This is a genomic window from Paenibacillus mesophilus, from assembly GCF_005938385.1.
GTDB lineage: Bacteria > Bacillota > Bacilli > Paenibacillales > NBRC-103111 > Paenibacillus_AB > Paenibacillus_AB mesophilus.
This window is the reverse complement of the sequence record NZ_VCRA01000002.1, coordinates 63,348-89,312: the sequence shown is the minus strand read 5'-3', so window position 1 is coordinate 89,312 and position 25,965 is coordinate 63,348. Positions and strand designations below refer to the sequence as shown.

Sequence of the window (25,965 nt, the reverse complement as noted above, 5' to 3'; positions counted from 1 at the left end):
AAGGTGCTGCGATTTGCATACTCATAGGAAACGCTCCAATCCACGTCCCTCCTCTTCCACTCGAGCACAAACGGATCGTCGTGCCAAGGAAGGGACGCTTCTTTCGCCTTTATCCGACCCGTCTGCGGCGAAGCATCTGCAGCGGACGATCGGTAACCGGGCCGTCGGCAAACTGCTTGCTTCCCATACCGGTAATGTCGTGCAAAGACAGGTCGTATGGGGCAATAGTAATCATCCCAATACCCGTCTGGACGGCTTCGCGAGCAAATTGGATGACTTGGTGCAGGAAGGAGCGGAAATAGCAACGCTGAACCCCGAGGCCCTCCCCGATGTCGACAATTATACGACGTTATGGAAAAGAACGGCCTCCTTAATTCATGGTGTCAACACAAAAAAAATCAATACGGACGATGAAGACCTGGTAGAAACGTTGGAAACGGCTTACCATTTCGCGCCTGCCAGATTCGGATATGCCATCGAAAGCTATGCAACCGGCACCAAGTTCAATGACCTCAGAAGCTCATTGCCAAAAGGTTACAGTATAGCGACTCAGGTCAGCCACGGTCCCACCCGCCCCGACCTTGTCGTCTACAAAAATGGGAAGGAAGTGGGCTGGTTCGATATCACCAGCAGCGGCAGCACGGGTCACATCTACGGTAAAATCGGAAGCAGCTGGACGACGAAAGCCTATGTAGCCGAAGTCACGTACGACCCGCTCAATACCCTCGATGTCGGTACCGGCAGCATGTCGACAGACGATATCCAACAGATGAAGGAAGCTTTCGAAGCGGAACAACAGGAATGGAACGATTTTCTCCAAAGCCAGATCGATACCTTTACGAATATTATCGTTTCGGAAGCGAAAGCTGCCATCAAGAATAAAGGAGACCTTCTTAGCAAAAAGGAACTAAGCACACTGACAAAAGCCGTATTGAATTATATGTTCGATACGACAGGGTTTACGGGCAAACCGGCATCCGCCATGTTGCGAGCCTTCGGAATCAATCCGGAGGATTATTGTATTAAAGGACACGGTACAAAGAGAGAAGGCTACCGATTGCTGCGCGAATACAAGGAAAGCCTGGAGTGACGAGATGTTCGCCATCCACCCAATTCGGATTGGCCGCTCCCTCGTCATCCTTCCCCCTCTGCCTGCTGCCCGGAAGGCTTTATGGTGCTTTTGACGGCTATAGACAATCGTTCTTTCGACATTAGAAATATCGCGCCCGCGGCCAAGACGGCCGGGATTAACGCCCATAAAAACGTATGCGCGATAGAGGAAGACAATGCTTGTGCTATTGCATCCAGTACATCCCCAGGGATTTGCTCCCTCCCCGCCGGCGTCAGAAAGCGGTTGGCCCCTTCTCCGCTTCCTCCGTTCCAAGCAAGCCCTTGTACGCGGTTCTCGGCAATCTTATTCGAAAACAGACTGCGTTGGATAATGCCGAATGCGGTAATGCCGAGCGTCGTTCCGAGCGAGATCATGAACCGGTTCGCGGATGTCGCGGCGCCACGCTGCCTCATGTCGAACGGATGAATCGCGGCCATGCTGAGCACCGAGAACGAAAATCCGACGCCAAACCCTGTCAATATCATATCCAGCACGAGCATCGTTCGCGTCGTTTCCGGAGTAAGCAAACCCAGCAAGCAAATTCCGGAAATAAAGAACAAGGTTGCGCCGAGCATAATGTTCCGATAACTTGTTCTCGTTGTCAGAAACCCGCCGAGTTGGCTGCCGACCACCGATCCGAGCATCATCGGCGTCAAGATCGTGCCGGAATTCGTCGCCGAGCCTCCCAGCACCCCTTGTACGAATATTGGAATATAAACGGTTGCGGAAATGAAGGTTACTCCTATGAACAATGCGGCGGCGTTGCTTGTCGCAAAAAGCCGGTTTTTGAACATGGCGAACGAGATGATCGGCTCCTTCGCTTTCCTTTCCACCTGGATAAATACAAGGAGAAACAGCAGGAAGGCTGCGAACAAGCTGACGACGATACTTGAATTCCAGTCATATTCAGTGCCGCCAAGCTCTAGTGCAAACAAGAGACAAACTACGGCCGCTACAAGCGATATTGCGCCTGCCCAATCGATTTTCTGCTTCGTGTGCCGCTGCGATTCGTGGTAGCAGAGAGCGATCAGGACGAGAGAAACAATGCCGAGCGGAAGATTGATATAGAAAACCCACCTCCAGTTCAACGTTTCCGTCAAGAAAGCGCCGAGAAGCGGTCCGAATATACTCGACACGCCGAAGACGGCACCGAACAACCCACTCACTTTCCCCCTCTTCTCCGGCGGAAATACATCAAAAATAATCGTAAAAGCGATAGGCATGATCGCTCCGCCCCCGATGCCCTGAATGGCGCGGTAGATGCTTAGCTGAACGATGCTATGGGCAGTGCCGCACAGGATGGAGCCCGCGATGAATATAGCCAACCCGCTGACGAAAAATAGTTTACGGCCGTACATATCGGATAGTTTGCCGAAAATCGGCGTACCCGCCATCATAGCGACCATATAGGCGGAGGTCACCCAAACGAAACGGTCGAATCCTCCCAGCTCCGAAACAATCGTCCCCATGGCGGTCGCAACGATCGTATTATCCATCGCCGCCATTAGAATGCCTAGCAGCAGCGAGGCGATTACCCATCCGATCCTGTTCGTTGTTCCGTTTGAACCGACGTTCATCTCTCTTTTCCTCCGGTAAGGCTTTCAACAAGCCAGCGTACTATCGCTTTATGCCCGTCGATTGAAGGGTGGAGTCCGTCGAACCCGATGAATTTCGCCAACGCCGGTTGCCCGAATCCCGCTTGCGTATCTACGATCAGGTCAGGCAAGCTGCGGATCATTTCCCCAACCTGGATGATGTCTTCGTTTCGCCAGCTTAATTGACCCATCTGAAAGTATGGAAAAGCGGCAATTCGCTCTTCGTCGAAAGTCGGAGGCGTAATCCACACCCAGTGAGATTCGGTGCGGGCTGCGGCAATCCGCCGAATCTCGTTTAAGTTTTTAACCGTTTCTTCCAAGCTGACTTGCGTTTTGGCAGATGCGGGACCAACGCGCATCACATCGTTGCCCCCTATCATGCACAGAATCCAATCCGGTTGCTTGGCGACAATGCCGCTGAACCGGCCGAGCACTTGGGTCGAGGTATTGCCCGATATCCCTTCATTGATCAGGCGTATCCCGTCCTGCGGTCTTTGCAGTTCAAGCAAATTCTTCAGAATTTCAAACCACGACAGCAGATCATCCGTCGTGCTCTCGCCTACACCGATAACGGTTTCGCCAGCTTTGAACGGCAAGCGGTCGACCCGACCGGCGAACTCGGGGGATTCCAGCAGCTGCTCCGCCGCTTCCTTCGCCTGCCGAACCAATTGACCTTTGACGATCAGGTACGTTTCCAAATCCATGCCGTAAATGGCCGCTAACAAGTTGTCGTCCAGTTGACGCGCATAGCTTAGCTGTTTCTCTGGATGCTGCGTTTGAACAAGCTTGACCCACTGAGGGTTTGTTGTAGGGTTCATAGGCTTACAATTCTCCTTTGAATACGATTCTCTTGGGATTATCATGAACGCTTTACCGTTACGATCGAGCCCCAGAACAGCAGCAGGGCGATTACCGGGTGAAGCGCAGCAATCACATAAGCTGATGAGAATACTTGGATCGTCAGAAACTGAAACACGACGAGCCCAAATAATCCAAGACTGATCCAGCGCAAGAGTCCCTTTATCCCACCGACGAAAGTCAGCAGGAACATGATCAGCGGAACCAAAGCGAATAGTTTTACAAACGACGTATGAACCGACCAATTTGAAGCATCCGAAAAAGTGGCCAACCCGGCAATAAATACTTGAGCCACGATACAGCCTAAAAACAGCCAAGCCAATATTTTGAACATGAGGCCCCAAACTTTCATGGTTACATCCCTCCCCTCACAGCGAGATATTCGTGTATCAACATCTCCTACAATAACCTCCGAATATCACAAAACACTTAGTGAAAAAGTCACAAAACGATCAACGGACCGTTACATTGCGGTCAAACCGGTCACGTGCGAAGACGGATATGCTACAATAAGGCCAATTCATTTCGACTAAGCAGTTGGAGGAACGGACATGAATACGAAACGTACGGTGTTGATCGTCGATGATGATAAGGAAATCGTGGAACTAATGAAGGATTTTCTCGAGGATGAGCAGTTTGAAGCGGTCGAAGCGTATAACGCCGTTCAAGCGATGGAAGCATTGGACCGTTCTCGGATCGATTGCATTTTGATGGATGTCATGATGCCCGGCCAGAGCGGACTCGAGCTTTGCAGGCAAATTCGGAAAACGCGGGATACGCCGATTCTATTCCTTAGCGCACGAGGCGAAGATGTGGACAAAATCCGCGGACTCAGCCTAGGCGGCGACGATTATATCGTGAAATCCGCAACGCCCGAAGAAGTCGTCGCCCGGATTAAAGCCGTACTGCGCCGCAGCGGCAAGCATGAGAAGGATCTCAAGCTCGAGCTCGATTTCGGCCGGCTCGTCCTGGATGTAAGGGCGCATGAAGCAAGACTTGACGGATCCCCGGTACCTTTGACGCCCAAAGAATTCGATATCCTTCGCTTATTGGCAGAGTACCCGCGTCAAGTATTCACGTATGAACAGCTGCTGCACCGTTTCTGGGAAGGGATCGGCGACAAGCATTCCGTAACCGTCCATATTGGAAGAATTCGCGAGAAAATCGAAGAAGATCCCAAAAAGCCTGCACTCATTACTAATGTGTGGGGCGTGGGGTACCGATTCGAAGGGGTACGAAGATGAAACCGCTCCGCATACGTCAATGGATGCTGATCGGCATGCTCATCGTGCTCATTCTCCCGCGACTGATCTATGAAATCCCGGAACTGCTCGATCGTTATGTATGGGAGAACACCAAGCTTTCACGTCAGCAGACGGCCTTGAACAGCTTGATGACCGAGGTTGGCAAGGCGGACATCGCTCGCTGGCACGATCCGGGCTGGCAGGCATCGCTGGAAAGCAGGATCGCCGATTCGAAGTTGGGGATTACCCTGCTCGATTCTTCGGATCGTCAAATCTATCAATCCATCCCTTCAGGATCGGAAGCGACCGCATATCGAGAACTAAACATCATGGAACAAGGTCAATTGCGAGGAAAAGCTCTCTTCTACATTCCTGAGCAGACGAGCGGATTGGCGACAGCGTTCGCCATTCTGGCAGGATTATGCGCCATTGTATTCATCGGGTGTCAGATGGGCCGTGTCGTCGTGAAGCCTTTGGAAGCGATGAGTGCCGCAGCGAGACGAATCGCCGGCGGCGATCTGGATTTTCATCTCCCCGCTTCTACCGTAATGGAAGTGGCGGATGTACGTGCAGCTTTCCATGCAATGGGCAAGGGGCTTCGGGAGTCTCTGATTCGTCAGTCCGAACTGGAAGAAGAACGGCGTTTTTTTATAAGCTCGATTGCACATGACTTAAGGACGCCATTATTTGCATTGCGAGGGTTCTTGACGAGATTGGAACGAGGTCTGGCAAGTCATCCCGAGAAAGCTTCCAAATATGCCGCGATTTGCAGCAAAAAGGCCGAACAGCTGGAGCGTCTCGTATCGGATCTTTTTTCTTACAGCCAATTGGCATCCTTGAATCAAATGCTGCGACGAGAGCAGCTGGATATAGGCGCTTTCTTCACCGATATAGTTGCGGAATATATGCCGTCAGCCAAGGAAAGAGATATAGATTTGGTATATGTTGCATCGGTGGAGAAAGGTGATTTTCTTGGCGACGCTCATATGCTAAGGCGAGCGATCGGAAATTTGCTCGATAACGCCCTTCGTCATACGCAGAGAAACGGCGTCATCACGATCCGCCTTCATATGGAGGAGACACGAGTCCTCTTTACGATTGAAGATACGGGTCCGGGAATTCCCGAGCATGAATTGCCTCATATATTCGAAGCGTTCTACAGGGGCGATGATTCGAGGAATCCGGAATACGGCGGCACCGGACTTGGACTCACGATTGCACAGCGTATTCTGCGGGCACACCATGGCGATCTCACGGCTCGAAACCGCAATGAGACGGGGGGCGCAATTTTTACAGGGTGGATTGTCGCTTCCCCATCAAAATCGTCAACTGGTTTCTATTCTTAATGTCCAGCTTCCTGAAAATATTCGTCAAATGCTTCTTAACCGTCATTTCGCTGAGGAATAGTTTGGCTGCGATTTCCATGTTGGTATGCCCTTTCATGATCAGCTCCACGACTTCCTTCTCGCGCGATGACAGGGTGGCGAGTCCCTCTTGCCCATCTCTTCGCTCGTCCAGCATGCCGAAGCTCGCCAGCATTTTGTTCAGATAACTTTGCAGCTTAGTTCCTCTTGTATCAATGACATAGTAGGGCGTCGGCGTTATACCGTCATAATCGTAATGCAATGCATGCTTGGCGACTTCACAGCCTAGGCCTTTGTGGATTTCGCCGAAAAACGGGTTGGGCGGAGGGGCGGCGACGAGGAATCCGGCTGAAATGATATGCGTGATAAAGGTCAAGCCGGCGGCTGCGCGCATCGATTGGTCTGCGAAATCGGGAATGTCGATCGTCTTCACAAAGTACCCCGCCTTCGACTCCCGAGGCACCTTCAACTCCTTCAGCCTCTGTTCGGGCAAGCCTGCAAAATAGGCCGAAGAGAGCGGATGCGTACGCAAATAGTCCAAAGTGTGTACATTGATCGGTATGATTACCGAGAGACCCGACAGTTCTCCTCTGCCGTTCCGGATCAGTTTGACGATGCTCGCGTCCAGCTCATACAGCTCTTGAAGGTGGATATGCTTCAACGTATACAGATTTTCTTCCGCCGAAATAACGTAATCATGACGTTCCGATGTTTCCGGATTCGTATAAGTAATTCTCGCTTCTTTGGCCGATGATCTCCTGTTGTCGATATAACGCTCCGCCTCGGACCAATTGGTGCTGTTGAGCGGCTCCCACCGATGGGTGCCCGAATTCTGATAGAAGAAGGCGAGGATTGCCGGATCGCCGATATAGTAAAACCATTCGGCCGTTTCCCAGGCGACCGATTTCTTGTGCACCGATTCCTTGATCAGATCATAGTAGTAGAGAACGCAGCGCTTCCGAATTTTCCCGTATTGATCCGGTGCGCGCAGTTGAAGCTCGTGAGTGATCGCGTCCCGCATGAGGTCGTGAAGCAGCCAACCCCGATCCACCCGGCGGACGAAGGAAAGCCCGACCAGCTTAAGAAAATGCTCCGTCGGGACCGGGCTGTTCATGGCACACGAAAGCAGCTCCTGATTGAAATGCCTGAGCAGCGCCGCCGCTTCCACAAGCTCCCGAAGCTGCGGGTCCGGAAGCTCCTTCAGCCATGCATGCACCACTTGGGCGAACACGCTATGGTGCTCCTCGAACGCCATCGGCTGCATCGCCTGGGAGAGCGTCGTGGACACGAGCAGGGACAGCGTCAACGGATGTCCCTTGCTCTTGCTCCATATCCGGTGAATATCGTCCTCCGTCTCGAACCCGGAACGGCCCAAATATTCCTTGACCGAGAAATAGTCGAGATCCCCGATCGGCATATGGCTGATCAGCCGGCGCCACGCGGGAGAGGACAGCCAAGCGCCTTGAATCGGATAACGTCCGGATATAATGACGAACACTTTGGAATGGAGCTGGGTCAGGAACTCTTCACGGAACCAATATTCCAGTTCCCCCAGCTCCTCGAACGTATCCAACGCGAGGATGACTCCATCCGACTCGGGCTCGTGCATAATCGCTTCTTGGCACAACTCCAGCAAGCGATTCAGGTTGTCAGTCCGCTCATCCAGGCTATAGCGAAGCAGCCGCAGAAGATGGAGACAGAAGTCATGAGGATTATGCGGGAAATCTCTACTGTCGAGCAGCAGGAATCGCATCCTATCCTGATGGGCAATCCGGCGGAATTCGTCGAGGAGGTAACTTTTTCCTACGCCACCCGTGCCATACACGTTCAGAATACGTCCTCTATGCCGCTTCTCCGATAGCTGCTCCCGGAAAAACTGGACTTCCTTCTGCCTGCCTACCAGATAATGCCGTTCAATCTGATCGATCTCGTGAACGAATCGTTCTCCCGCGTCACTTGCGCTGTCCGCTTCCTTCGCCATGCCTCCGAACCGCACCCTTCTTCCTTAAAATACAGCCGCTTCGATACGTACTACACCATGATCAATCCGCCGTTCACATTCGTGCATGTTCCCGTAATGAACCGGCTCTCCTCGCTCGCCAGGAATGCGATCGCACCCGACACGTCATCCGGCGTCGCCACCCGCTGCATCGGCGTCATAGCCGCAATCTGCTGCTTGATCGCATCCGGTGTGTAGCGCGACGCGTCCGTCTGGACGAGTCCCGGAGAGACAACGTTCGCCGTAACGCCATGAGGGGCGTTCTCAAGCGCAACATATTTCGCGAACGCATTCAGCGCTGCTTTAGCCGAGCCGTGTGCGGCCAAGTAAGGCGTTGCGACATCGGCCGCACTGCTGGATATATAGACGATTCTTCCGTATTTGCGGGTTATCATAGCAGGTAAAACCGCTTGTGTCAACGTAAAAGCCGCCTTCATCTCGTCATTCAGCTTCTGGGCATATTCCTCCCACTGCATCCCGATCAGCGGCTTCATCACGAATGACATGTTTGCATTGCTCACCAGGATGTCGATATCGCCAAGCGTTTCCTGTATACGGGTAATGGCGGTGCTCACCTGGTCGGGATCACGCACATCCGCCCTTACCGGCTCCGCTTTGCCCCCCGCATTCCGAATGCGGTCGACGATCGCTTGTGCGGAATCCTCCTGCTGCAAATAATTCACGGCAACACTTGCTCCGAGATTCGCCAGCGCCAGTGCCGCGGCCGCTCCGATGCCCCGGCCGCCACCCGAGATGAAGGCTACTTTTCCATGTAAATTCATCGATTGTTTCCTCCTGCTTCACATTGGTTTTACGATCATTAGAATAATCAAAACGATGCCCATGAACGAAGCGGTGTTGTATAACCGGTTCGCTTTCGCGAGGAGAACGGCCGCCTTGTTCGTCGAGGTGCCCCGATCAGCCGGGCTTTCATCCCCGCTATTCAATGCGTGTATTAATTGACCTACTACCGGACCGAGCATACCGACAGCAACGACCTGAATGAGCACATATAAGACGAGAGAAATCCAAATCCATAGATCCGAGAACTTCCAGCCCGACATGGCGACTAGTACTACTCCCGACACGACGGCAATCGTCCCGCCTATTTTCGGAAAGTAGTTGAGCAGTTGAAATAATGCCAACGACTGCTTAAGCTGCTCCCCCTGCTGCCTCTTCCTGAACAACATATGACCGAAAAAAGTCGGCCCAATGCCGATAATCGCCGACACCACGTGGATCAATATAAGCCATTCCATCTTCTACCCACTCCCAAGCTCCTTCATTTGTTCTTTAGACGCGTCATCCTTGAACTTCTTTACTGTATCATCCACGTACCGGGGCACGGTAGTATACACAGGTAGTAGAAAGGTAGTAGTCGGGTGGGAGTGGGCAATGTACGCCTTTATTGTTGAAAAACGTGCACGCAGTCACACACTGAGAAGCAAAGACAATATGACAATAAAAGCAGACGATATGTGCTGTTTCCGCACTGTACGGCAAGAGATAATATAAGAAAAGCTTCTGATCGAAGCCTTTCGATGATGTGCATTCGTGTTTTAGCGGTAGCTTATTCTTGGTAAGGAAAGCTTCTCTTCGCTTTAGTGCTTTAGCGAAGTTAAACTTTCCTTATCGTTAAGAAAAACGTCTATCGACGTACTTCAAAGATGAGCGACCGCTACTCTCACCCCAAAAAGTGACGCTATCCTTCGAAGATTACGCCAGGTACTTTTCGGGGACCCCGAACACCGGAAGTTTTTCTTGGTTCAGAAACTCGCACTTCGCTTTAACGCTTTAGCGAAGTTAAACTTTCTGAATCAATAAAGAAAATAGGAGGGCGTCATGCAGCAACAAGAAGGAGATCGACCGAAATGCCTTACAGTCATCGCAGGCGGTAAACCGCGCGCCCTTCCATCGCAAAAACCATAAAAAAACATAGAGGTGTATACAGGCATGTTATATCCGTTAAGTAACAAATTCGGAGCAATTTCATTTGATTCCGTTGCAGGAACATGGTCATGGACAGCAGACCAACGCTTGGTCATGGAATCCTTTTCGCTCGTATGGGAAGTAGATGGCTCCCAGATCCGCTGTCTGGAGAAAACCGATTCGGTCGAAATGACGCAAGGCGAAGACTTGCACGGACGATACTCGGAACTTGTTGCCGATTGTGGCGCCTCAGGTACGGGGAAGAAGTTTGCGATCTCGTTCCGGTTATATGAAGAGGAAAGCTTCTTGACCATAAAAGCCCGGATCAAAAATGTTGGGAAAACAGCCATTAAGCTCGGAAAATGCCATTTATTGCACGAGAGCGGCAATATTGATCTTGGCGAGGGAGCCGAGGAAACGGTGGTGCTTTGTCAAACGGCCTGGGTAACCGATAATGTTGTGAAAAAGCTTTATTCTGAAAACAACTGTCACCGGAGCAAAACGGTCGGTTTGCTGTATAATCGGTCCCACAAACTTGCATTCAACTGCAGCTTTATGACCTTTGACAGAATCAATACGGAGATTGCATACAGCACGTCCCACAACAAGATTCATGTTGATGGTTTCTGCGACTTTGATGATTATGAGCTTCAGCCGGATCAGGAAATCGAGTCCGAAACGATCGGGTGCGATTGGTCATACGATCCTTATGCGTCTTTGGAAAATTGGGCAACGAAGGTGGGGCAATATTACAAGCCCCGGATAGCCCCGAAACCGTCCGTCGGCTGGCTCGGAGGATGGACATGGAGGGACGGTTTTACCCAACAAACGTACGAAGAACTTGTGCTGGAGAATTCCGCCGCCATCCAAACGAGACTCGAAGGGTTTGATGTCACGAATTTCTGGGTAAGCATCGGCAATTTAAAGCACATGCTGCCGGGAAACTGGACAGCATTTAACAAAACGACGTTCCCCCACGATTTCGAATGGCTTGTTTCCAAATTGGCGAAAAACGGGCAACGTCTTGGCTTTTGGATCGCTCCTTTCTGGATACCGGACAAGTTGAGTCCCCTATTTGAAGAACACAAGCATCATCTGTTAAAAAGGCAAGGAGAGTTCGTCAAATGCAATTCCAGGTGGAGGTTCGGGAAGTCCGGCGATTTGCCGCCTGACGAACGGGTTAACTTCTACTGCCTGGATGGAAGTCATCCCGATACGGTTGACTTTTTGAAGCGAACCTTTGAATTTTACCAGAAGCTGGGGATCAGGTACTATATGATCGATTTTCTTTATGCGGGATCGGGCTCGACCCCGGGACACTTCCTCTATGATGAATATTTCGACCGCTCCAAGGTGAAAGGTCCCGAAGTGTACAGAGAGGCTTTGAAAACGATCCGGGAAGCTGCAGGCGAAGATGCGTATATTTTGTCTTCGACCGGAACAACATTCCAAAACATCGGTTGTGTCGATGCTGTAAGGGTTGCCCCCGATTGCGGTGAAGGACGTCCGCTTATAAAAGGGATGAATGAATACCCTGCCATGTATACGATCAATGCGTGGAATTTGATTCGAACCGTATCGACCACAATGGCCAACACTTATTTTACGGATCGGAAGTTATATTATAACGACGCTTTCAATGTGATGACCATCGATAAGCCTATTCCTTTGAACGAAGCGATTATCACGGTCAGCATGTTTGCTTTGTCAGGCGGTCCCGTGATGCTCGGGGACGATATTTCGACCATTGGCGAAGAACGGCTTGCGCTTATCAAGAAGGCGCTTCCGCCATACAACAAGATGGCAAAACCGGCAGACTTGTTTGACGCCGTATACCCGGATTGGCCCAAAATGTTCAATTTGAAGGTCGAGAAGGGCTGGGACGAATGGAACGTTATCGGCGTCTTGAATACCGAACCTAGGACTGTAAAAATGGAGCTCTCGCTGGACAAACTTGGGTTGGAACACGGCCCTGCCTACACCGTGTTTGATTTTTGGAACGAGATGTATTTGGGTGAAATAAAAGACCGTCTCGAAGTCGAGGTGCCCCCCCATCATATCCGGGTATTTCGAATAGCCAGGTCGAGGCCGCATCCTTGGCTGATAGGGACCGATATGCATGTAACCCAAGGAGGGGTCGAAATCGAACAGCTTGAGTGGAATCCGAACAAACGCTATTTGAGCGGCGTATGCATCCGGCCAAAAGGGGAAGCAGGGAATTTGTTCTTGAAGCTTCCGAAAGGGTGGAAGCCCGTTCAATATGAAGGGCTTCAAACCGCAAAAGTCCCAATGGATAAAAGCTTAATTGTCCTCAAACCTTTGGCGTTTCGAACAGAGACACTCACTTGGCGCATTGATTTCGAACCGGAAGACGAAGCGGAATTTCACAACTTGCTGCATGTCGGGGAAGAGAGGGTCATTTTGGAATGAAAAAATAAATGAGGCTGCCGGGAAACGTTCCGATGGTCATATCCCCGTCAAGCAGGCAGAGAAAAAAAGAGCGCTCATGCGGCGATCGTTTTCCGGTATTCCACCGGAGAGCGGTCGCTAAGTTATTTCTGGAACCGCCCTCGTAGGTGGGGTAATGGGTAGATCTACTTGAGAACATTCACTACTTCTTTGTTTGCTTTCTCTTCGCCGTTTCGCAATGCCGTATTGATATCGATTCCGTCAATAACGACGCTCTTCGTTACTTCCTCGTTCAGCAAGCCGTTGATTTTTGGATCGTACTTGGATGCTTCCGGCAACAGCGACGGGGTTACTTTGAAGATCGCCTGCAAATTTTTCCCTTTAAACAAATCGCTGTCCGACCCGTATACATTTCGGATGCCCGGGTCGTTCAGGACGGACAACCGTCCGGCTTTGCTGAGCATCGTCTGCACGTTCTCGCTCACCAGGCCGAGCAATACTTGATAAGCCGCCTCCTTGTTTTTGCCCGATTTGTTGACGACCGCCATATGGAAGTCGACGACCAGCCCGGCTCCTTGCCGATCGCTGTAGCTCGGGAAGGCGGCCAGGTCCCATTTGAACGCATCTTTCGTTCCCGCGTTGGTGAAAAAAATGTTAAAGGCGGCAATCAAGTTCGGGAACATGGCCATCCGCTGCTCCTTGAAGAACAGGTCGGTCGAGTGTCTGTATTTTCCATCCTGTACATAGCCCGGAATGGAGTAAAACTGCTTGAGCAGCGCAAATACCTGAGCGTGCTTATCCGAGGTGAAGGACGCCTTCCCTTTCGTTTTATCGAACACGGGCAAGCCGTATTGCCAGTACATCTGTCTCAGGTCGGGCGGCATGACGCCGATATAATCCGTACCGCCGTCGGCGCGGGTCAGTTTTTTTCCCATCTCCAACATCTCTTCGTAAGTCATGACTTCTTTCGGATATGAAACCCCGAACTTATCGAATATATCTTTGTTATACACCGTCGCTCCGTAGTTCATGGCGAACGGCATCCCGTAAAACGCCTTCTGATCGCCAAGCTTCATCATTTGTTGGACAACGGCTTGATCCATCCGGCCGAGATCGATGCCGTATGTTTTGACCATCGCCGTCAAATCTTCCGGGATATCGGCCTCGAGTATGGTCGCCAAGGCAGGGTTGCTGACCAGTACCATATCGGGCGGCGTACCTGCTGCAAGCAGCTTGTCTAGCGGGTCGCGCGTTTGAACCAGATTGATTTGCGGATATTTGGCTTTAACCGGATCGACAAAAAATTTTTTGAACTGTTCGTCTGTCGTACCGGTGTTTACATCGAGTACCAGAAGCTCAGCCGGGCCCCCTTTGTATTCCGTCTTTTGCACAGTCTGTTGGCCGTCCCCGTTCTGGCTTTTCTTGCCGTTTTCTCCGTTTTGACTGCAGGCGATCAGTAGGCTTGGCATTACTAAAAGGGCAGCCATAAAAGAAACGATGCGTAATTTGACCATTTAATTATCTCTCCCCGATTGGTATAGTTGAAACGCTTGCACGTTAGGGCGCCCATTGCACTTACGAATACCGGTTAAAGCCATAATAAAGTCTTTCGCTAGTTTTGGATATTGCAGCTTTTGTCCACTTCTTATCCATTTTTGTTTTGATCGCAGCTGCCTTGATCGACTAACTTCTTGTATTCGATCGCCTCTATCAAGAAAAAGAACCTCCGATTCCTCCGCCAAAGAAGGAATGAAGGTTCGTTTCGTATCATGAAATTTGCGGAAAGTCCCCGTCCGTTCAATCGTTCGTCGGAGAGCACGACGATGCCAGCTTCTGGGCGTATTCTTTCGGGGAACAACGGTTGTAGCGTTTGAACAATTCATAGAAGTGAGCGATATTCGTGATTCCGACTTGTTCGGCTATGGCGGCAATACTGCCGTCCTTGGTCAGAAGGAGGCGCTCGGCCTGTTTGATTCTTCGGATATTAACATATTCGATAAAGGAAAGTCCCATAACCCTTTTGAAGTATTTGGAAAAATAGGAGTAGCTCAAGTTCATCATCTTGCTGATTGTTTCCATTTCGATTTTATCCTTCAGGTGGCTCTCCACATATTCAAGCACCAAATGAAGGGGATAAACGGGGAGACGTTCGTAACTGCGAGCCGCTTCGTCCGAATCGCTTCGCAAAATGGTCAGAAGTATCTGTTTCACAAGGAGACTGACGGCCATATTGTAACCTCTTGAGCGGCTCTCCATCTCCCGATGAATGTCCAGAACAGCCCGGCCGATATCGTTGCGCAATTTTGCATGTTGTCGAAACATTTCATTAACGTGACTTAAAGGGCTGTCAATTTCGGCGAAATACCTGTAATGTACCAACATGCTGGGATCGTAGTAAGGCTGGAGATCGAAATGCAGAGTCAAGTAAACCGTTCTTTCTGAAGCTACACCTTTGGTAATATGCGGTTGGGACGAACCGATCAGCAATATATCCCCGGGCTCAAGTCTGTGATGTTCGTCTTGTATGCCCATTTCCAAGCAGCCTTCTTGAACATACAACATTTCAATCTCTTTGTGGTAGTGCTGCTTGCTTCCCGGAGGCGCCGAGAAAAAAGGCTTAACCTGCTGAATAATTTTTATGCTGAGCATATTATCCTGATACGGTATAGGCTCTTTATATAATTTGGAATTCATCCTCGGACATCCTTTTTACGACGACTATTCTTGTATCCATTCTTACTCGCCGTTTGCCGCTATCAACAATAAAGCGCAGGACGTAGCCTCGCTGGGAAAGGATATCGCCGACATACAGCATACGTCGATGCCCGCAATGGATTTAATAAAGCCCCGAAGGGCTTCATCTTAAGTAACTACCATAGGAAGCCAGTTTGCACCATTGTCTGCTGTATTAATCCAACCGATGCGAGTTGCATTAGGGTCAGACGCTTTAAATATAGTTCCTGCTGGCAATTTTGTGCTGTTCGTTGGAGCGGCAGTAGCTTTATAACTGTAAGCAACCTCGATTGCACCAAACAGCGGCGTCGTTATTCTTGAGTTATTATCCAAAGCTAACGTCGCTTGACCGGCAGAATAGTATTGTTTAGCCCCATCGTCTGATGTAATTTTTGCATTTGTAAATGCTACATTTGCTTTATAGAACAATACACCTTTATTACTAACATTAATCGCAGGTCCTAAGTAAAGCTCTACATTTTCCACAGTGAAGTCAACACTGGATAGTTGGCTTGGAATTCCAAATGAAATCCCCCCATTACCGGAAAACACAATTCTGCTTGTTCCATCTGCATGGCCAATTAAGCGAACTCTACCAACACCACGGGTTTTTGAATTACACAAATAAACGGTTCCGTTTATTTCGTAATCTCCTGACGGTAATCGAATAATTACATCATGAACTAACTCAGTATCGTAAGCTAATTTTGTTAAATTTGCTAAATTAGTCGTGTTTGTTGTGGCATTACCTGTGTTTGTTAAAGTGTTATCCTGTGTCTTTTTAGAAAAGTCATTCAATATGAATCTGATAGGATTTTCAAATCGCCAATTCGATGAATAAGTCACTTCTGTAGCAAAAATACTCTGATCAAGAATGGTGACGCTTTCAGCAGAGAATGTATTCCCCAGCGATAATACATAAGTCGCACCCTTCTTATTATGATTCCATAACCCTGAGATTGTGGTAGAAGAACCGCCGTCAATTCGTATTAAGTGGTCTGGCGGAGTTGTGGCGTTGCCGATTGATAATGTCATAAATCCATTAATATTCAGCCCTTGTGCAACACGGACTTTCATAATGCGAGTAGAACTTTCAGCACCGCAACCATTAAGGGCTACACCTCGAGCAATATCAATATAGTACGGATAAGCTACTACACCATTACCCGTGTCATTAATGATGTGATCTGCTGCGCATGAGTTGAAAGTCATATAGGTTGACTCGCCGAACCAGTAACCGAACTCTGTATGGTTTAAAGCATAACAACTATTTAATGTCACAGAAGTACATACACCTGAATCATTAACCCCGGTTCCTGCGATAACAATTCCACGTGGAGAATAAGCCGTTTGAAGCTGCTCAAGCAATGTCACAAAGGTTGCTAGACGAACACAGTCTTTCTTTGCAACATAGAATTGGCATTGGCGAATAGCCATATTCGGGTAATAGGCGTCTGAACCTTTAAGAACATAATTACAGTTTGGAGCTGTTGCGGTTGCCCCACCCCATACCGATAAGTTTTCAAATTTCTTATACAGACCACCGCCTTTCAATAGAATTGCGGCTTCGATCGTAACACCTGTGCCTAAATCCACTTTAATAGACGTTAAGTTAGCCGTACCACGAATAGAGATAGGATCTAAGTAAATGCTTCGTGTTGGCGCAGGAATAACTAAACATGCGGAGTTTGCGGCATCATAGGATTTCCAGCGGTACTCTACTATAGGCTTTGGAACAACTAACTCACCGCCACCACGCCCGTGCAGGTAGTTAATAGCAGCTTGGAATGAAGGTCGATCATCGTAGACACCATCACCTTTTGAGCCGAACATCTCTACAGTAACTTCAGAGCAATCTAAGCGAATCCATCGACCGGTAGCAATTCCGGAAACTTGAAAAACTGTACCGCCATTTGCTGTAGATGTACTTGCAGCATCCCAAATAAAATCACCACCACCCTTATATGGATTAAGTTCAATAAAAGTGTCGGGTGAATGATAACCTTTTACAGCAACACGCATACCATTTTGCGGTGAAATTATGGCCAGCATGTCGGAGATGGAATCAACATAGCGATTGTAATCATTAACCTGCTGCTGTGATAACCCGCTTGAATCCAAAATCGCGCTCGCTGGATGCGCTCCAGCCATATCACGACCTGCCAGTTCGTTATGGGTTACAAGCTCAAGATTCGCCGCTATTCCCGGGGGAATTTTGTCCTTGCCGTTAGCCCCTTCGTATACGGTACCGGCAACCGATAAACCCTCTTTCCCGTAAGCCGTTAACGATCCCGGGAGTATGCTGCCCGCGGCAAAGGCCGCACCGGCCATGCCGAAGGCCGTCAGCAGCTTTCTGCGGCTTACATGGGTGACCGGCTCCTCCGGCCATTCCTGTTCCATACCTTTCCCCGCTTGCCACTCCATCTTTTCTGTTTGTAAAATAAACTTTGTTTCAGCAGCATTTGCCAGTGCGATAATGATACGTACGGTCATATTGATGCCAGTTGACTGCTTCGGTAGTAATTTTTGCTGTACAGGGTCAACATGCCCGATTGCAATCATTGCACCTGTACTGTCAAAAACAGCAATCTCTCGAATGGTAAAGCCGCCAACATCCGGTGGAATAACCGACTCAAACATCAATGTATTTGTTGCTTGCGAATCACGAATTGGAGTAGAAGCAGTACCACGCCAAACTTCGTTAGCCAATGTCACCCTATTTTCAGTCAAAACAGGATATGAGCCATTGCCATCACCAACGGCGACATGTGTAATCTCAAGCTGATTTTCAGAGGTTGCACTGGCTAATTTTGCTTTGCCAATTGCTGTTAAAATTGCGCCTGTCATTATTTATCCTCCTCATCTAAGCCGATTTTTGAAAATCGAATAACCCCAGCAAGTATGGGATATTTCGCTGTGGACCTCTGTCAAGAAAACGCCCAAGTAGTAATACCAGCCGTTCCACTGATTGTAGTTGGATTCGGCATAAATGACTCGATCGACTCGCTGCCGGAATTCCAATGCACATTGTTCACTACATTCGCTTCCGAGCCTTTATCGAAGTAAAAGCCGCGCTTCGTCGAGCGAATGACGATATTGTTCAAAATCGTCCCGTTCGCATAGGCGGGCAGGGTCATCTCGAACCGTACGGCCGTCTTCAGCCGGTCGCAATAGATGTTCTCAATAACTGTAAAAGCGACGTAGTTTTGCGTATCCTTGATGCAGATTCCATTGCTCGTAAAATCGGTCCCCCTGATGCCGATGTCCCGGATTCGGGCCCGCGTCGATAGCGGGCTCGTTCGGATTTTGATCGCGCAAGCCGACTCGGCGGTATTACCCGCCGCAGATCAGTATGGTCAGCGTCTCTACGGCGGATTGGTGACCGACCTCGATCCCGGCCACGTTTACCGTTGTCATTTTGATCGTCGCGCCGTTTCCTGAAGAAACAAGCGATTTACCGTCGGGGTCGACCAGCGGCTTCGTAATGCGGTATGTCCGCTCGGGAGGCAAGTATACGTTCGCGAACTACTGCAAGACGCCGTTGACGATGTCGGAATCGTCCGACACCCCGTCACCCTTCGCTCCAAACCATAACACGTTCATCCCTTGACCTAAACTCATGGCCAGCCTCCTCCTCGAAATGAAATCGCTTTCGGTTACAATCCGGCTTATTTGCCTTTTTCCGTCTTGATAAGCTGGTTGATCTTTTCCTCAGCCGTCCGCAGCGCGGTGTTCGTATCCTGCTTCCCTTGCAGCATCGCTTCGTATTCGGCGTTCAGCAGTGTATACGCGTTCGAATAGTACACCGAGAAAGCCATAGCCGGCGCCGGCTTGCTCTTGAATACGGCTTCGATCCGTTTTCCTTTCAGCTCGGAGATTTCCTGGGCGAACTGCTGGCTGTATTTCGGATCTTTCAGCGTAGAGATACGGGCCGTTTTGCGCACCATCGCGTTTTGCACCTCGTCGGAGAACATCACTTCCATAACGCGCATCTGATCGTCCTTATATTGGCTCATCTTCATCGGAATAAGCAGGTGCAGATCGTACATGCCGTACGTATTCGGCTTCTCCTTGTAGCTTGGGAACTGCGCGAGGTCCCAGTTCAGATCCGGCATTTGCCGCAGGGTGAGGAACAAATTGACCGATCCTAGCATCGCAACGTTCCGGTCTTTGGAGAAGCGGTCGATCGCCCCCGTCCCCGTTTTGTAGTCGTTGCCCGGTATCGAATAGATTGATTTGCCGATCTCGAACGCGGTTTTGTACGGGTCGCTGTTCACCATCGCCTTATCCGTCTTCGGATCGATCACGTTCAGCGACAACGGGAAAAGCAGGCGGGCCAAATTGTCCATTTCCAGCCCTCTGTACTGCGTGCCCCCTTCCTGGCGGCCGACTTTTTTGCCGAGCTCGATCGCGTTTTCCCAGGTTAAACCGTCGGACGGATACCCGACGCCGAACTTGTCGAAGATGTCCTTATTGTAGTAGAGCGCGTTCAGATTGACTGCGTAGGGGAGGGCATACAGCTCGCCTTTATCCGAAGCCGACTTCAGCGCGTCCAGCGCGCCCGGGTCGAAGCGGGTCAGATCGAAATTATGTTTTTTGGCGAGCGGGGTTATATCTTCGAGAACGTTCAAATCTTTATGCGGGGCGAGCCGCCCGTTATACGTCACCAGAAAGTCGACCTGTTCCCCCATAGCGAGCAGTTTGGCCATATCGTTCTGGGAATTGATCATTTCGAGCGTGATGTGCGGATATTTTTTATGAACCGGATCGGCCAGCAGCATTTTGAAATCCTCCGGCGTAAAATAGGTGCCGAGCTGATGAAATTTCAGCGTAACCGGCTCGAGGGGCGCTTCCTGCTTCACCCCCACCGTCTGCGGGTCTGCCTTGCCCCCTTCTTCTTCTTTCTTGGCGGCGCAACCGCCAATCATCAGAGCCGCCGATACCGCGATGACAAGCGCACGTGTTTGTTTGTTTGTTTGTTTGTTTATTCTCATACATAGACCCTCCTGCATGTTGGTTATGTGCGGCCTTTCATGCCGCAGTTCAACGAATTTGAAACGCGGATAAATCAATAAACGGAAACGTTTCCTAAAAAGCCGATAATAAAGAAATCGGGTATGTTGAACCTCTCGATTCCCGAACCGGTGCCTAGGCTAACCGATCCGTTTTTTCTCGCGGGTTAAGGGTGGGCTTTGCGAAACTCTCTCGGCGACTTCCCCTTCATATCCCGAAAGACGCGAGAGAAGGTGCGTATCGATTCGAATCCGGTTTCAAACGTAATGTCTGCGACCGATTTATCCGTGTGGATCAGCATGGTCGCGGCACTATTGATGCGCAGACGGTGCAAATATTCGAGGAAGCTTAGCCCCGTATTTTCCCGGAAGAGGCGGCTTAAGTACGTAGAGTTTGTAAGAAAGCGCGTAGCCACCGACTCCAGAGACAGCTTGTCCGCAAAATGAACATGCACATAGTGTAGGGCGGGCCAAAACGGCTGACTGCGATCCTTCCGATTCCAATCTGAATTGGATCCGGGTCCCTTATTGATCTCTCTTAAAAGCAGGATGAGCACTTCGGATAATTTATTCCGAATCATGTTATGATGCCCCGTGAGCTCGGGTTTGACGTATTCTGCCATGAGCTGTGCGAAAATGCCTTCGACTCTGGCGGCCGTTTCCTCCTGAAAAGCGGCGTAAGACGGCATTTGCGAGCCGATCCGATAAAGCCACCTGTACCAATCGGAATCGTAAGACGATCCGAACAACAGGTTAATATCGAACATGCAGCAATATTTGCGAATGGTCTGATCGGTATCGCTTTTGAATTCGTGCATATGATTAGGAAGCACTAAAGAGATCGTACCCGGTTCCATGCGGTGCATAATGCCGTTAATTTTCTCGTAGCCGCATCCATCCAGTACAAAGGTTAATTCGGCGAACGGATGAAAATGAAGATCGGTTTTCGGGAAAGAATGAATGCCGATATAAAATTCGAACTCGTCTTTGCGAGGAGGCTTCCCCATAATATGTTCATAATAGTACGGACTAGAAGTCATCGTCATTCCGCCCCCAACCTCCAAAATAGACAGCATGTCTCCCTCATCGTAGAGGGCGAGTAAGCATCTGTCAACATCGAAAGCATGCTACGAGAACGACTGCTCCGCCGATTACTTCTTGCTGAAATTATCGATAAACTTGACCGCTTCTTCCTCCGCTTTGCTAAACGCCGTATTCATGTCCATCGTATTCTGATTGACCGCATTCGCGTACTTCGCATAGATGTTGAGAATATCTGCATCGTAGACCGCTTTGGGTGAAATGGGCGCGAACTTGTTTTGGAACACCGCCTGCATTCTCCGGTTGCTGAATGGCGACTGCTTTCCGAAGCTGTCAATTACGTTCTTCGATTTGACAACGGGCATAATTCCTTTGTGGGAAAGAGAAAGCTGGAATTCATCCGTGAGCAAATATTTCAGCACTTCCATCGCTTCGTCCGGATGGGCGCTTCGCTTCGTCAATCCGAAAAAGGCGGGATACGACTGCGATCCGGTTCCCGGACTGCCGCTGAAATGAGGCAGCGCAGCCCAATCCCAATTGAAGGCTTGCATCTCCGTCGGCCAAGCGTAGATCAAGCTGGATAAGTAAGGGAACATGGCGACATTGCGATCCTTAACGAACTGATTAATACCGGGGAACGATTTCGTCTTCTGAATAAAGTCTTGATAACCCGGCTCCTGCGAGGAGTCGATAAAAAATGTTTTGAAAAATGTTTTCCAGCGCTCATCCTTGTTGATCGTTGGCTTGAACGAAGTCATATCGACCGTCGGTATCGAAAGCGGATTCATTCGGAACAGGTGAAGGAAAGAGGCGGCCATCCCGAAATACTGCGTCCCCCCGTCATTCCTGGTCATTTTTTTGGATAAGTCCAGCGTTTGCTCCCACGTTAAGTCGTCACCCGGGTACGGTACGCCGAATTTATCGAAGATGTCTTTGTTGTAGTATAAAATCAGATTGGAAGTCGATACGGGCAGAGCGAATATTTTACCGCCCTGCACCTGCTGAAGCGCCTGAACGAGGGTCGGCTCGATCCGATTCAGATCGATGCCGTGCTTTTTGATCAGATCCGTCATATCCACCTGCAAATCGTTCTGGATGATCGCCTGTTCGAAGTTACCGATTGTGTTGTAAAAAATATCGAATTTTGTACCATTTGTGAGCAAATCGTTTAACGTAGCCCCTTGTCCGGACTGTATGTACTTAATCGTATAGTTAGGAAACTTAGCCCGGAGCAGTTCCCCGAACCGGTACTCGAAGCTTTCCTGCGGGTCGGCGGTGGTGGAATAAAAGACGATTTCTACGGGGTCTTTTTTCGTCTGAGCTTGCCCCGCTTCACTTTTTTCCTGTTGCGTTTGTCCGGCACCGGTTCCTCCCCCGCAAGCAGCTATGATAGCCAATGTAACTCCCGCTCCGATCGGCTTGATCCATTTCAAGAGCCTCATCTGTTGTCCCCCCTTCACTTTCTTGCATGATCTTAAGCAAGTTCTATGTTATAGGAAAAGAGGATAACATTCTTGCCACTTCCTGAAAAATATCGGTCAAAATTCCACAACCCCGCAATCGCCGTTCGAGCAATAAAACCGAGTATCTTGAGAGATGACGTTCGTTACAAGCGGCGGAGCAAGCCGTAAACTAGCTGCTTATCCTAAGCAATACGGTCGGAGTCGGAATGTCCCAATTATATAAAACGACACCTAGGTCAAAACCCCAAATCAAATTGATTTGGGGAACATAGTTGCTACCACAGATGAAATCAGTATTAGCAGAATCATGCCTCTTTCTTTCATAGGACTCTGCGATGTCTTTCGTGGGGACTATTCGTTACTTTTTCATCTGAATCGCTTCGGCGATCTTCTTGGTCGCTTGCTCTTCGGCGGTTCGCAGTGCGGAATTTAGATCGGTTTCACCGGCGATGACGGACATGACGGCGTTGTTCAGCGCGCCTGCCGCATTCGAATCATACACGCCGGCGCGGGCTGGCGCAGCGGGCTTCAAAGTAGAAATCGCGCTAACGTTTTTCCCTTTCCATTGGGCTACGTTGCGGCCGAACGCATCTTTCACCGCCTGGTTCTTCAACGGCGTAATGGCGGCGAAGTCGGAGGTGATCGCCGTTTGCACTTCATCAGTCAAAAGCTGGGCGATGCTTTGGAACGATTCATCCCGATGCTGGCTCGTCGGGGCTACCGTAATAATGACCGGGTATGGCTGCGAGCCGACGCCCGGCAAGCTTTTCAACTCCGACAGGCTGACCGCGTCCCAGTTCACATTTTCCTCAGGCTTCGGAGCGTCAGAGTTGAACGCTAGGAACATGGCGCTTGTCTTCTCTTTGACGAAGACGTTCCGCGCATCGTTCAGAAGCTTGGCGTCATAGCCCGGCGCTTTATACAACGGCAGCAGCATGTTAATCCACGATTTCCACGGGTCGGTCTGCAAAACGGCTTTCTCGCCCAACTCGTCGGTATACGGTATAGAAAGCGGATTCACAACGAGCAACGGGTTTGGGCTAGCGACAAATCCGCGGTACTGCACGCCGCCATCGTTGCGCGTCAGCTTCGTCGCAACCTCCGCCATTTCTTCCCAAGTCATATGATTTTTCAAATAAGGAACACCGAATTTATCGAAAATATCTTTATTGTAATACAGCGTCAGCCGCAAATCGTACAAAGGCAAGCCGTTCTGGTTTTTCCCGTTCACCTTCGCCGCTTCGATATAAGAAGGCTCCAGTCGGCTGAGATCGTACTTTTGCTTCGCGATCAGATCCGAGATATCGCCGCCGTACAGGTCGAGCAGGCTGGCACGGTAATTGTTAACGGAGGAAATGATCAGATCGACTTTGCGCTGCTCGATAACGAGATTTTGTACATTGTTTCCGACGCTCTCCACCACTTCAAACTCATAATGGGGATATTTTTTCTGAATCTGACTGCCGTATCGAGTCATAAACCATTCCATGTTGCCGCCCTGGGGCGTGATGACGAGCAGTTTGACCGGCTTCGACGGTTCCGCAGGCTTATTGATGCCCGGTGTGGCCGTCCCTTCTGTTTTCGCGCCGCTTTCCTTCCCGCCGCCGCATCCGGCAGTCAGCAAAACAATGGCCATCACAGCAGCTAACGTTGCACTGTTCCATTTTTTCATATAGACCCACCCCATTGAATAATTGGATTGCTTGAAACATAGTCTTGCAACTTTGTAACAATGTCGTACCGTTTCGCTTACCTTCTTGGACTCAATCCAATGGGGCAAACGGAAGAAGCGTCAAATCGAGCTGCAATTCCTCCCGCCAGAATTTGGCGGCGCTTACATCAAAAAAAGAAACAAATCCTTGATATGTTGTCGCCGTATAGCGCCCCCTTCGCCCAGCAGCTTGCGTGCTCAAATTCAGCTCTGTACGACGTTGTCTTTTGAACGCACAAAAGCCGAATCACGCGTCTACAAAATCTCTCCACCTCCATAAATTACCGGCCTTCATTTTGTTTGTCATGCGTATGCTCCCTTCTTTGGCCATTAGCTTATCGCCCACTCAAGCGCTCATCGTGTTGCAAAGCCATTATCACACATGGACCTTCGGACAAAAAGCACAGATTGTGCAGTCGAGTACACATATCCTCTGCACTTTCGAAACGCCTGCAAGATTCGTATTGACTGCGACCCAATCCCCCCCCCTATAATGGTAGCAAGACACCGAGTACAGTCTCTTTTCGAAGGGGTAACCGGTCAATATCGGTAAAGGAAGGGGCTCGTATGCAAGATTCGCCAGATGCTTTCCGCCTCGTTCATTTGCTCACGACACTGAGGCTGTCCGAATTCGAATGTGGGACTTCCACGCTAGGCACGTATCGCGGCAAAAGCTACTACACGTCCATTCGCGTCCAGCCGTGGGCGCTGCTGACTCAAATTAACGACGGGCCTGTACAAATTACGTTGGAGCACGAAACGTTTATCGTGAATCCGGGGCAAGCGCTGTATATTCCGGCCAATCGGCCTTACACGTTGCAACTGATCGACCGCGATATCGTCTCGCACTGGCTTAATTTCAATTTCACTGTATTTGAACATTTTCCGCTGCTCGATCTGCTCGATGTTCCTTATGTATCCCCCGTATCCATTGGAGACGAGGTAAGGAGGCTGCAAACGCAAATTTACGAGCTTGTTCATGCTGCGCAGTCTGATCCCGGCGAGCTTCTGCGCTCAGCCAGCCTTGTGAATCAGCTTATGTACGTCGTGCTGGAGCTGGTTATGTCATTTTCTCGCTACAAATCCGGGGGCATTGAGAAAATCAGCAAACTTCAGCGTTTCCAGCCGGTTCTCGATTATATCGAAAGCCATCTGAATGAGAAAATTATTATATCTCAGTTAGCCGGTCTGATGTTCATTTCTACATCGCATTTCCATAAAGAGTTCCAAGAGGCGTTCGGCGTTTCTCCGTTGCAATATATTCAATCGCAGCGGTATAAAAAAGCGCAATCGTTGCTGGCTACTTCCGATTTGACGATCCATGAAATTGCAAATCGGGTCGGCTATGAACAGCCGTTTCCATTTATCCGCTTTTTCAAATCGCTGTACGGCGCAAGCCCCGGCCATTACAGGAAAATGATGACCGAGCGGTTTCACTAAAATGTTAGTAAAGTAGTAGTCGGGTGGGAGCGGTCAAATAGAAAAAGACACGGTCA

General features: G+C 49.8%; 19 protein-coding genes. 5 read left to right on the top strand and 14 right to left on the bottom strand.

The features are described from left to right. The first annotated feature begins 13 nt into the window (after positions 1 to 13). Complete coding sequence (locus FE783_RS03040) at positions 14 to 1,090, top strand: hypothetical protein (RefSeq protein ID WP_138877859.1); 1,077 nt, start codon at positions 14 to 16, stop codon at positions 1,088 to 1,090. A gap of 44 nt (positions 1,091 to 1,134) precedes the next feature. Here the strand turns inward: FE783_RS03040 and FE783_RS03035 are convergent, their stop codons facing one another. From FE783_RS03035 to FE783_RS03025, 3 genes are read right to left on the bottom strand one after another with little or no spacing between them, the layout of a single operon-like run. Beyond that, positions 1,135 to 2,688, bottom strand: a complete 1,554-nt coding sequence (locus tag FE783_RS03035) for an MDR family MFS transporter (RefSeq protein ID WP_138877858.1) — start codon at positions 2,686 to 2,688, stop codon at positions 1,135 to 1,137. Next, positions 2,685 to 3,524, bottom strand: a complete 840-nt coding sequence (locus FE783_RS03030) for an SGNH/GDSL hydrolase family protein (protein WP_158301597.1) — start codon at positions 3,522 to 3,524, stop codon at positions 2,685 to 2,687. The genes FE783_RS03035 and FE783_RS03030 overlap by 4 nt, the downstream gene beginning before the upstream one ends. Positions 3,525 to 3,565: 41 nt before the next feature. Next, positions 3,566 to 3,916, bottom strand: coding sequence for a DUF6220 domain-containing protein (locus FE783_RS03025; protein WP_138877856.1), 351 nt, complete (start codon positions 3,914 to 3,916; stop codon positions 3,566 to 3,568). Between the two features lie 199 nt (positions 3,917 to 4,115). Here FE783_RS03025 and FE783_RS03020 point away from each other — a divergent pair, with 199 nt between their 5' ends. Together FE783_RS03020 and FE783_RS03015 are read left to right on the top strand one after the other, a co-directional pair. Further along, on the top strand, positions 4,116 to 4,808 hold the full coding sequence (locus FE783_RS03020; protein ID WP_138877855.1) for a response regulator transcription factor: 693 nt from the start codon (positions 4,116 to 4,118) through the stop codon (positions 4,806 to 4,808). Between the two features lie 35 nt (positions 4,809 to 4,843). Continuing rightward, on the top strand, positions 4,844 to 6,154 hold the full coding sequence (locus tag FE783_RS03015) for a sensor histidine kinase (RefSeq protein ID WP_158301596.1): 1,311 nt from the start codon (positions 4,844 to 4,846) through the stop codon (positions 6,152 to 6,154). On the opposite strand, the gene FE783_RS03010 is transcribed toward FE783_RS03015, so the two are convergent. Genes FE783_RS03010 through FE783_RS03000 form a run of 3 tightly spaced genes read right to left on the bottom strand, consistent with a single transcriptional unit; the run spans position 6,099 to position 9,430 of the window. Beyond that, a complete protein-coding gene (locus tag FE783_RS03010) occupies positions 6,099 to 8,153 on the bottom strand; it encodes a helix-turn-helix transcriptional regulator (RefSeq protein WP_138877853.1) in 2,055 nt (684 codons plus the stop codon). The genes FE783_RS03015 and FE783_RS03010 overlap by 56 nt on opposite strands. A gap of 50 nt (positions 8,154 to 8,203) precedes the next feature. Continuing rightward, a complete protein-coding gene (locus tag FE783_RS03005; protein ID WP_138877852.1) occupies positions 8,204 to 8,953 on the bottom strand; it encodes an SDR family oxidoreductase in 750 nt (249 codons plus the stop codon). A gap of 18 nt (positions 8,954 to 8,971) precedes the next feature. Further along, positions 8,972 to 9,430, bottom strand: a complete 459-nt coding sequence (locus tag FE783_RS03000) for a DUF2269 family protein (protein ID WP_138877851.1) — start codon at positions 9,428 to 9,430, stop codon at positions 8,972 to 8,974. Positions 9,431 to 10,214: 784 nt separating this feature from the next. On the opposite strand from FE783_RS03000, the gene FE783_RS02995 reads away from it, so the two are divergent. Beyond that, positions 10,215 to 12,530, top strand: a complete 2,316-nt coding sequence (locus FE783_RS02995) for an alpha-galactosidase (protein ID WP_238402866.1) — start codon at positions 10,215 to 10,217, stop codon at positions 12,528 to 12,530. A 164-nt stretch (positions 12,531 to 12,694) separates the two neighbouring features. On the opposite strand, the gene FE783_RS02990 is transcribed toward FE783_RS02995, so the two are convergent. The 8 genes from FE783_RS02990 to FE783_RS02960 all read right to left on the bottom strand — a co-directional run bounded on the left by FE783_RS02990 (position 12,695) and on the right by FE783_RS02960 (position 24,430). Then, a complete protein-coding gene (locus FE783_RS02990; RefSeq protein ID WP_138877849.1) occupies positions 12,695 to 14,023 on the bottom strand; it encodes an ABC transporter substrate-binding protein in 1,329 nt (442 codons plus the stop codon). Positions 14,024 to 14,306: 283 nt separating this feature from the next. Continuing rightward, positions 14,307 to 15,203, bottom strand: coding sequence for a helix-turn-helix domain-containing protein (locus FE783_RS02985; protein WP_138877848.1), 897 nt, complete (start codon positions 15,201 to 15,203; stop codon positions 14,307 to 14,309). 168 nt (positions 15,204 to 15,371) lie between these two features. Continuing rightward, complete coding sequence (locus FE783_RS02980; protein WP_138877847.1) at positions 15,372 to 18,089, bottom strand: phage tail protein; 2,718 nt, start codon at positions 18,087 to 18,089, stop codon at positions 15,372 to 15,374. 486 nt (positions 18,090 to 18,575) lie between these two features. Next, the gene (locus FE783_RS37385; protein ID WP_158301595.1) at positions 18,576 to 18,752 is read right to left on the bottom strand and encodes a hypothetical protein; all 177 of its coding nucleotides are present in this window, start codon (positions 18,750 to 18,752) and stop codon (positions 18,576 to 18,578) included. Positions 18,753 to 18,910: 158 nt separating this feature from the next. Continuing rightward, positions 18,911 to 20,236 carry an ABC transporter substrate-binding protein gene (locus FE783_RS02975; RefSeq protein WP_158301594.1) on the bottom strand — a complete coding sequence of 442 codons (1,326 nt, stop codon included), beginning with the start codon at positions 20,234 to 20,236 and terminating at the stop codon, positions 18,911 to 18,913. Positions 20,237 to 20,421: 185 nt separating this feature from the next. After that, a complete protein-coding gene (locus FE783_RS02970; RefSeq protein ID WP_158301593.1) occupies positions 20,422 to 21,300 on the bottom strand; it encodes an AraC family transcriptional regulator in 879 nt (292 codons plus the stop codon). Between the two features lie 105 nt (positions 21,301 to 21,405). Continuing rightward, the gene (locus FE783_RS02965; RefSeq protein ID WP_138877844.1) at positions 21,406 to 22,737 is read right to left on the bottom strand and encodes an ABC transporter substrate-binding protein; all 1,332 of its coding nucleotides are present in this window, start codon (positions 22,735 to 22,737) and stop codon (positions 21,406 to 21,408) included. A 379-nt stretch (positions 22,738 to 23,116) separates the two neighbouring features. Next, positions 23,117 to 24,430: an ABC transporter substrate-binding protein gene (locus FE783_RS02960; protein WP_158301592.1), complete on the bottom strand. Its 1,314-nt coding sequence runs from the start codon at positions 24,428 to 24,430 to the stop codon at positions 23,117 to 23,119. Between the two features lie 606 nt (positions 24,431 to 25,036). On the opposite strand from FE783_RS02960, the gene FE783_RS02955 reads away from it, so the two are divergent. Next, the gene (locus FE783_RS02955; RefSeq protein WP_138877842.1) at positions 25,037 to 25,909 is read left to right on the top strand and encodes a helix-turn-helix transcriptional regulator; all 873 of its coding nucleotides are present in this window, start codon (positions 25,037 to 25,039) and stop codon (positions 25,907 to 25,909) included. The last annotated feature ends 56 nt before the right edge of the window (positions 25,910 to 25,965 follow it).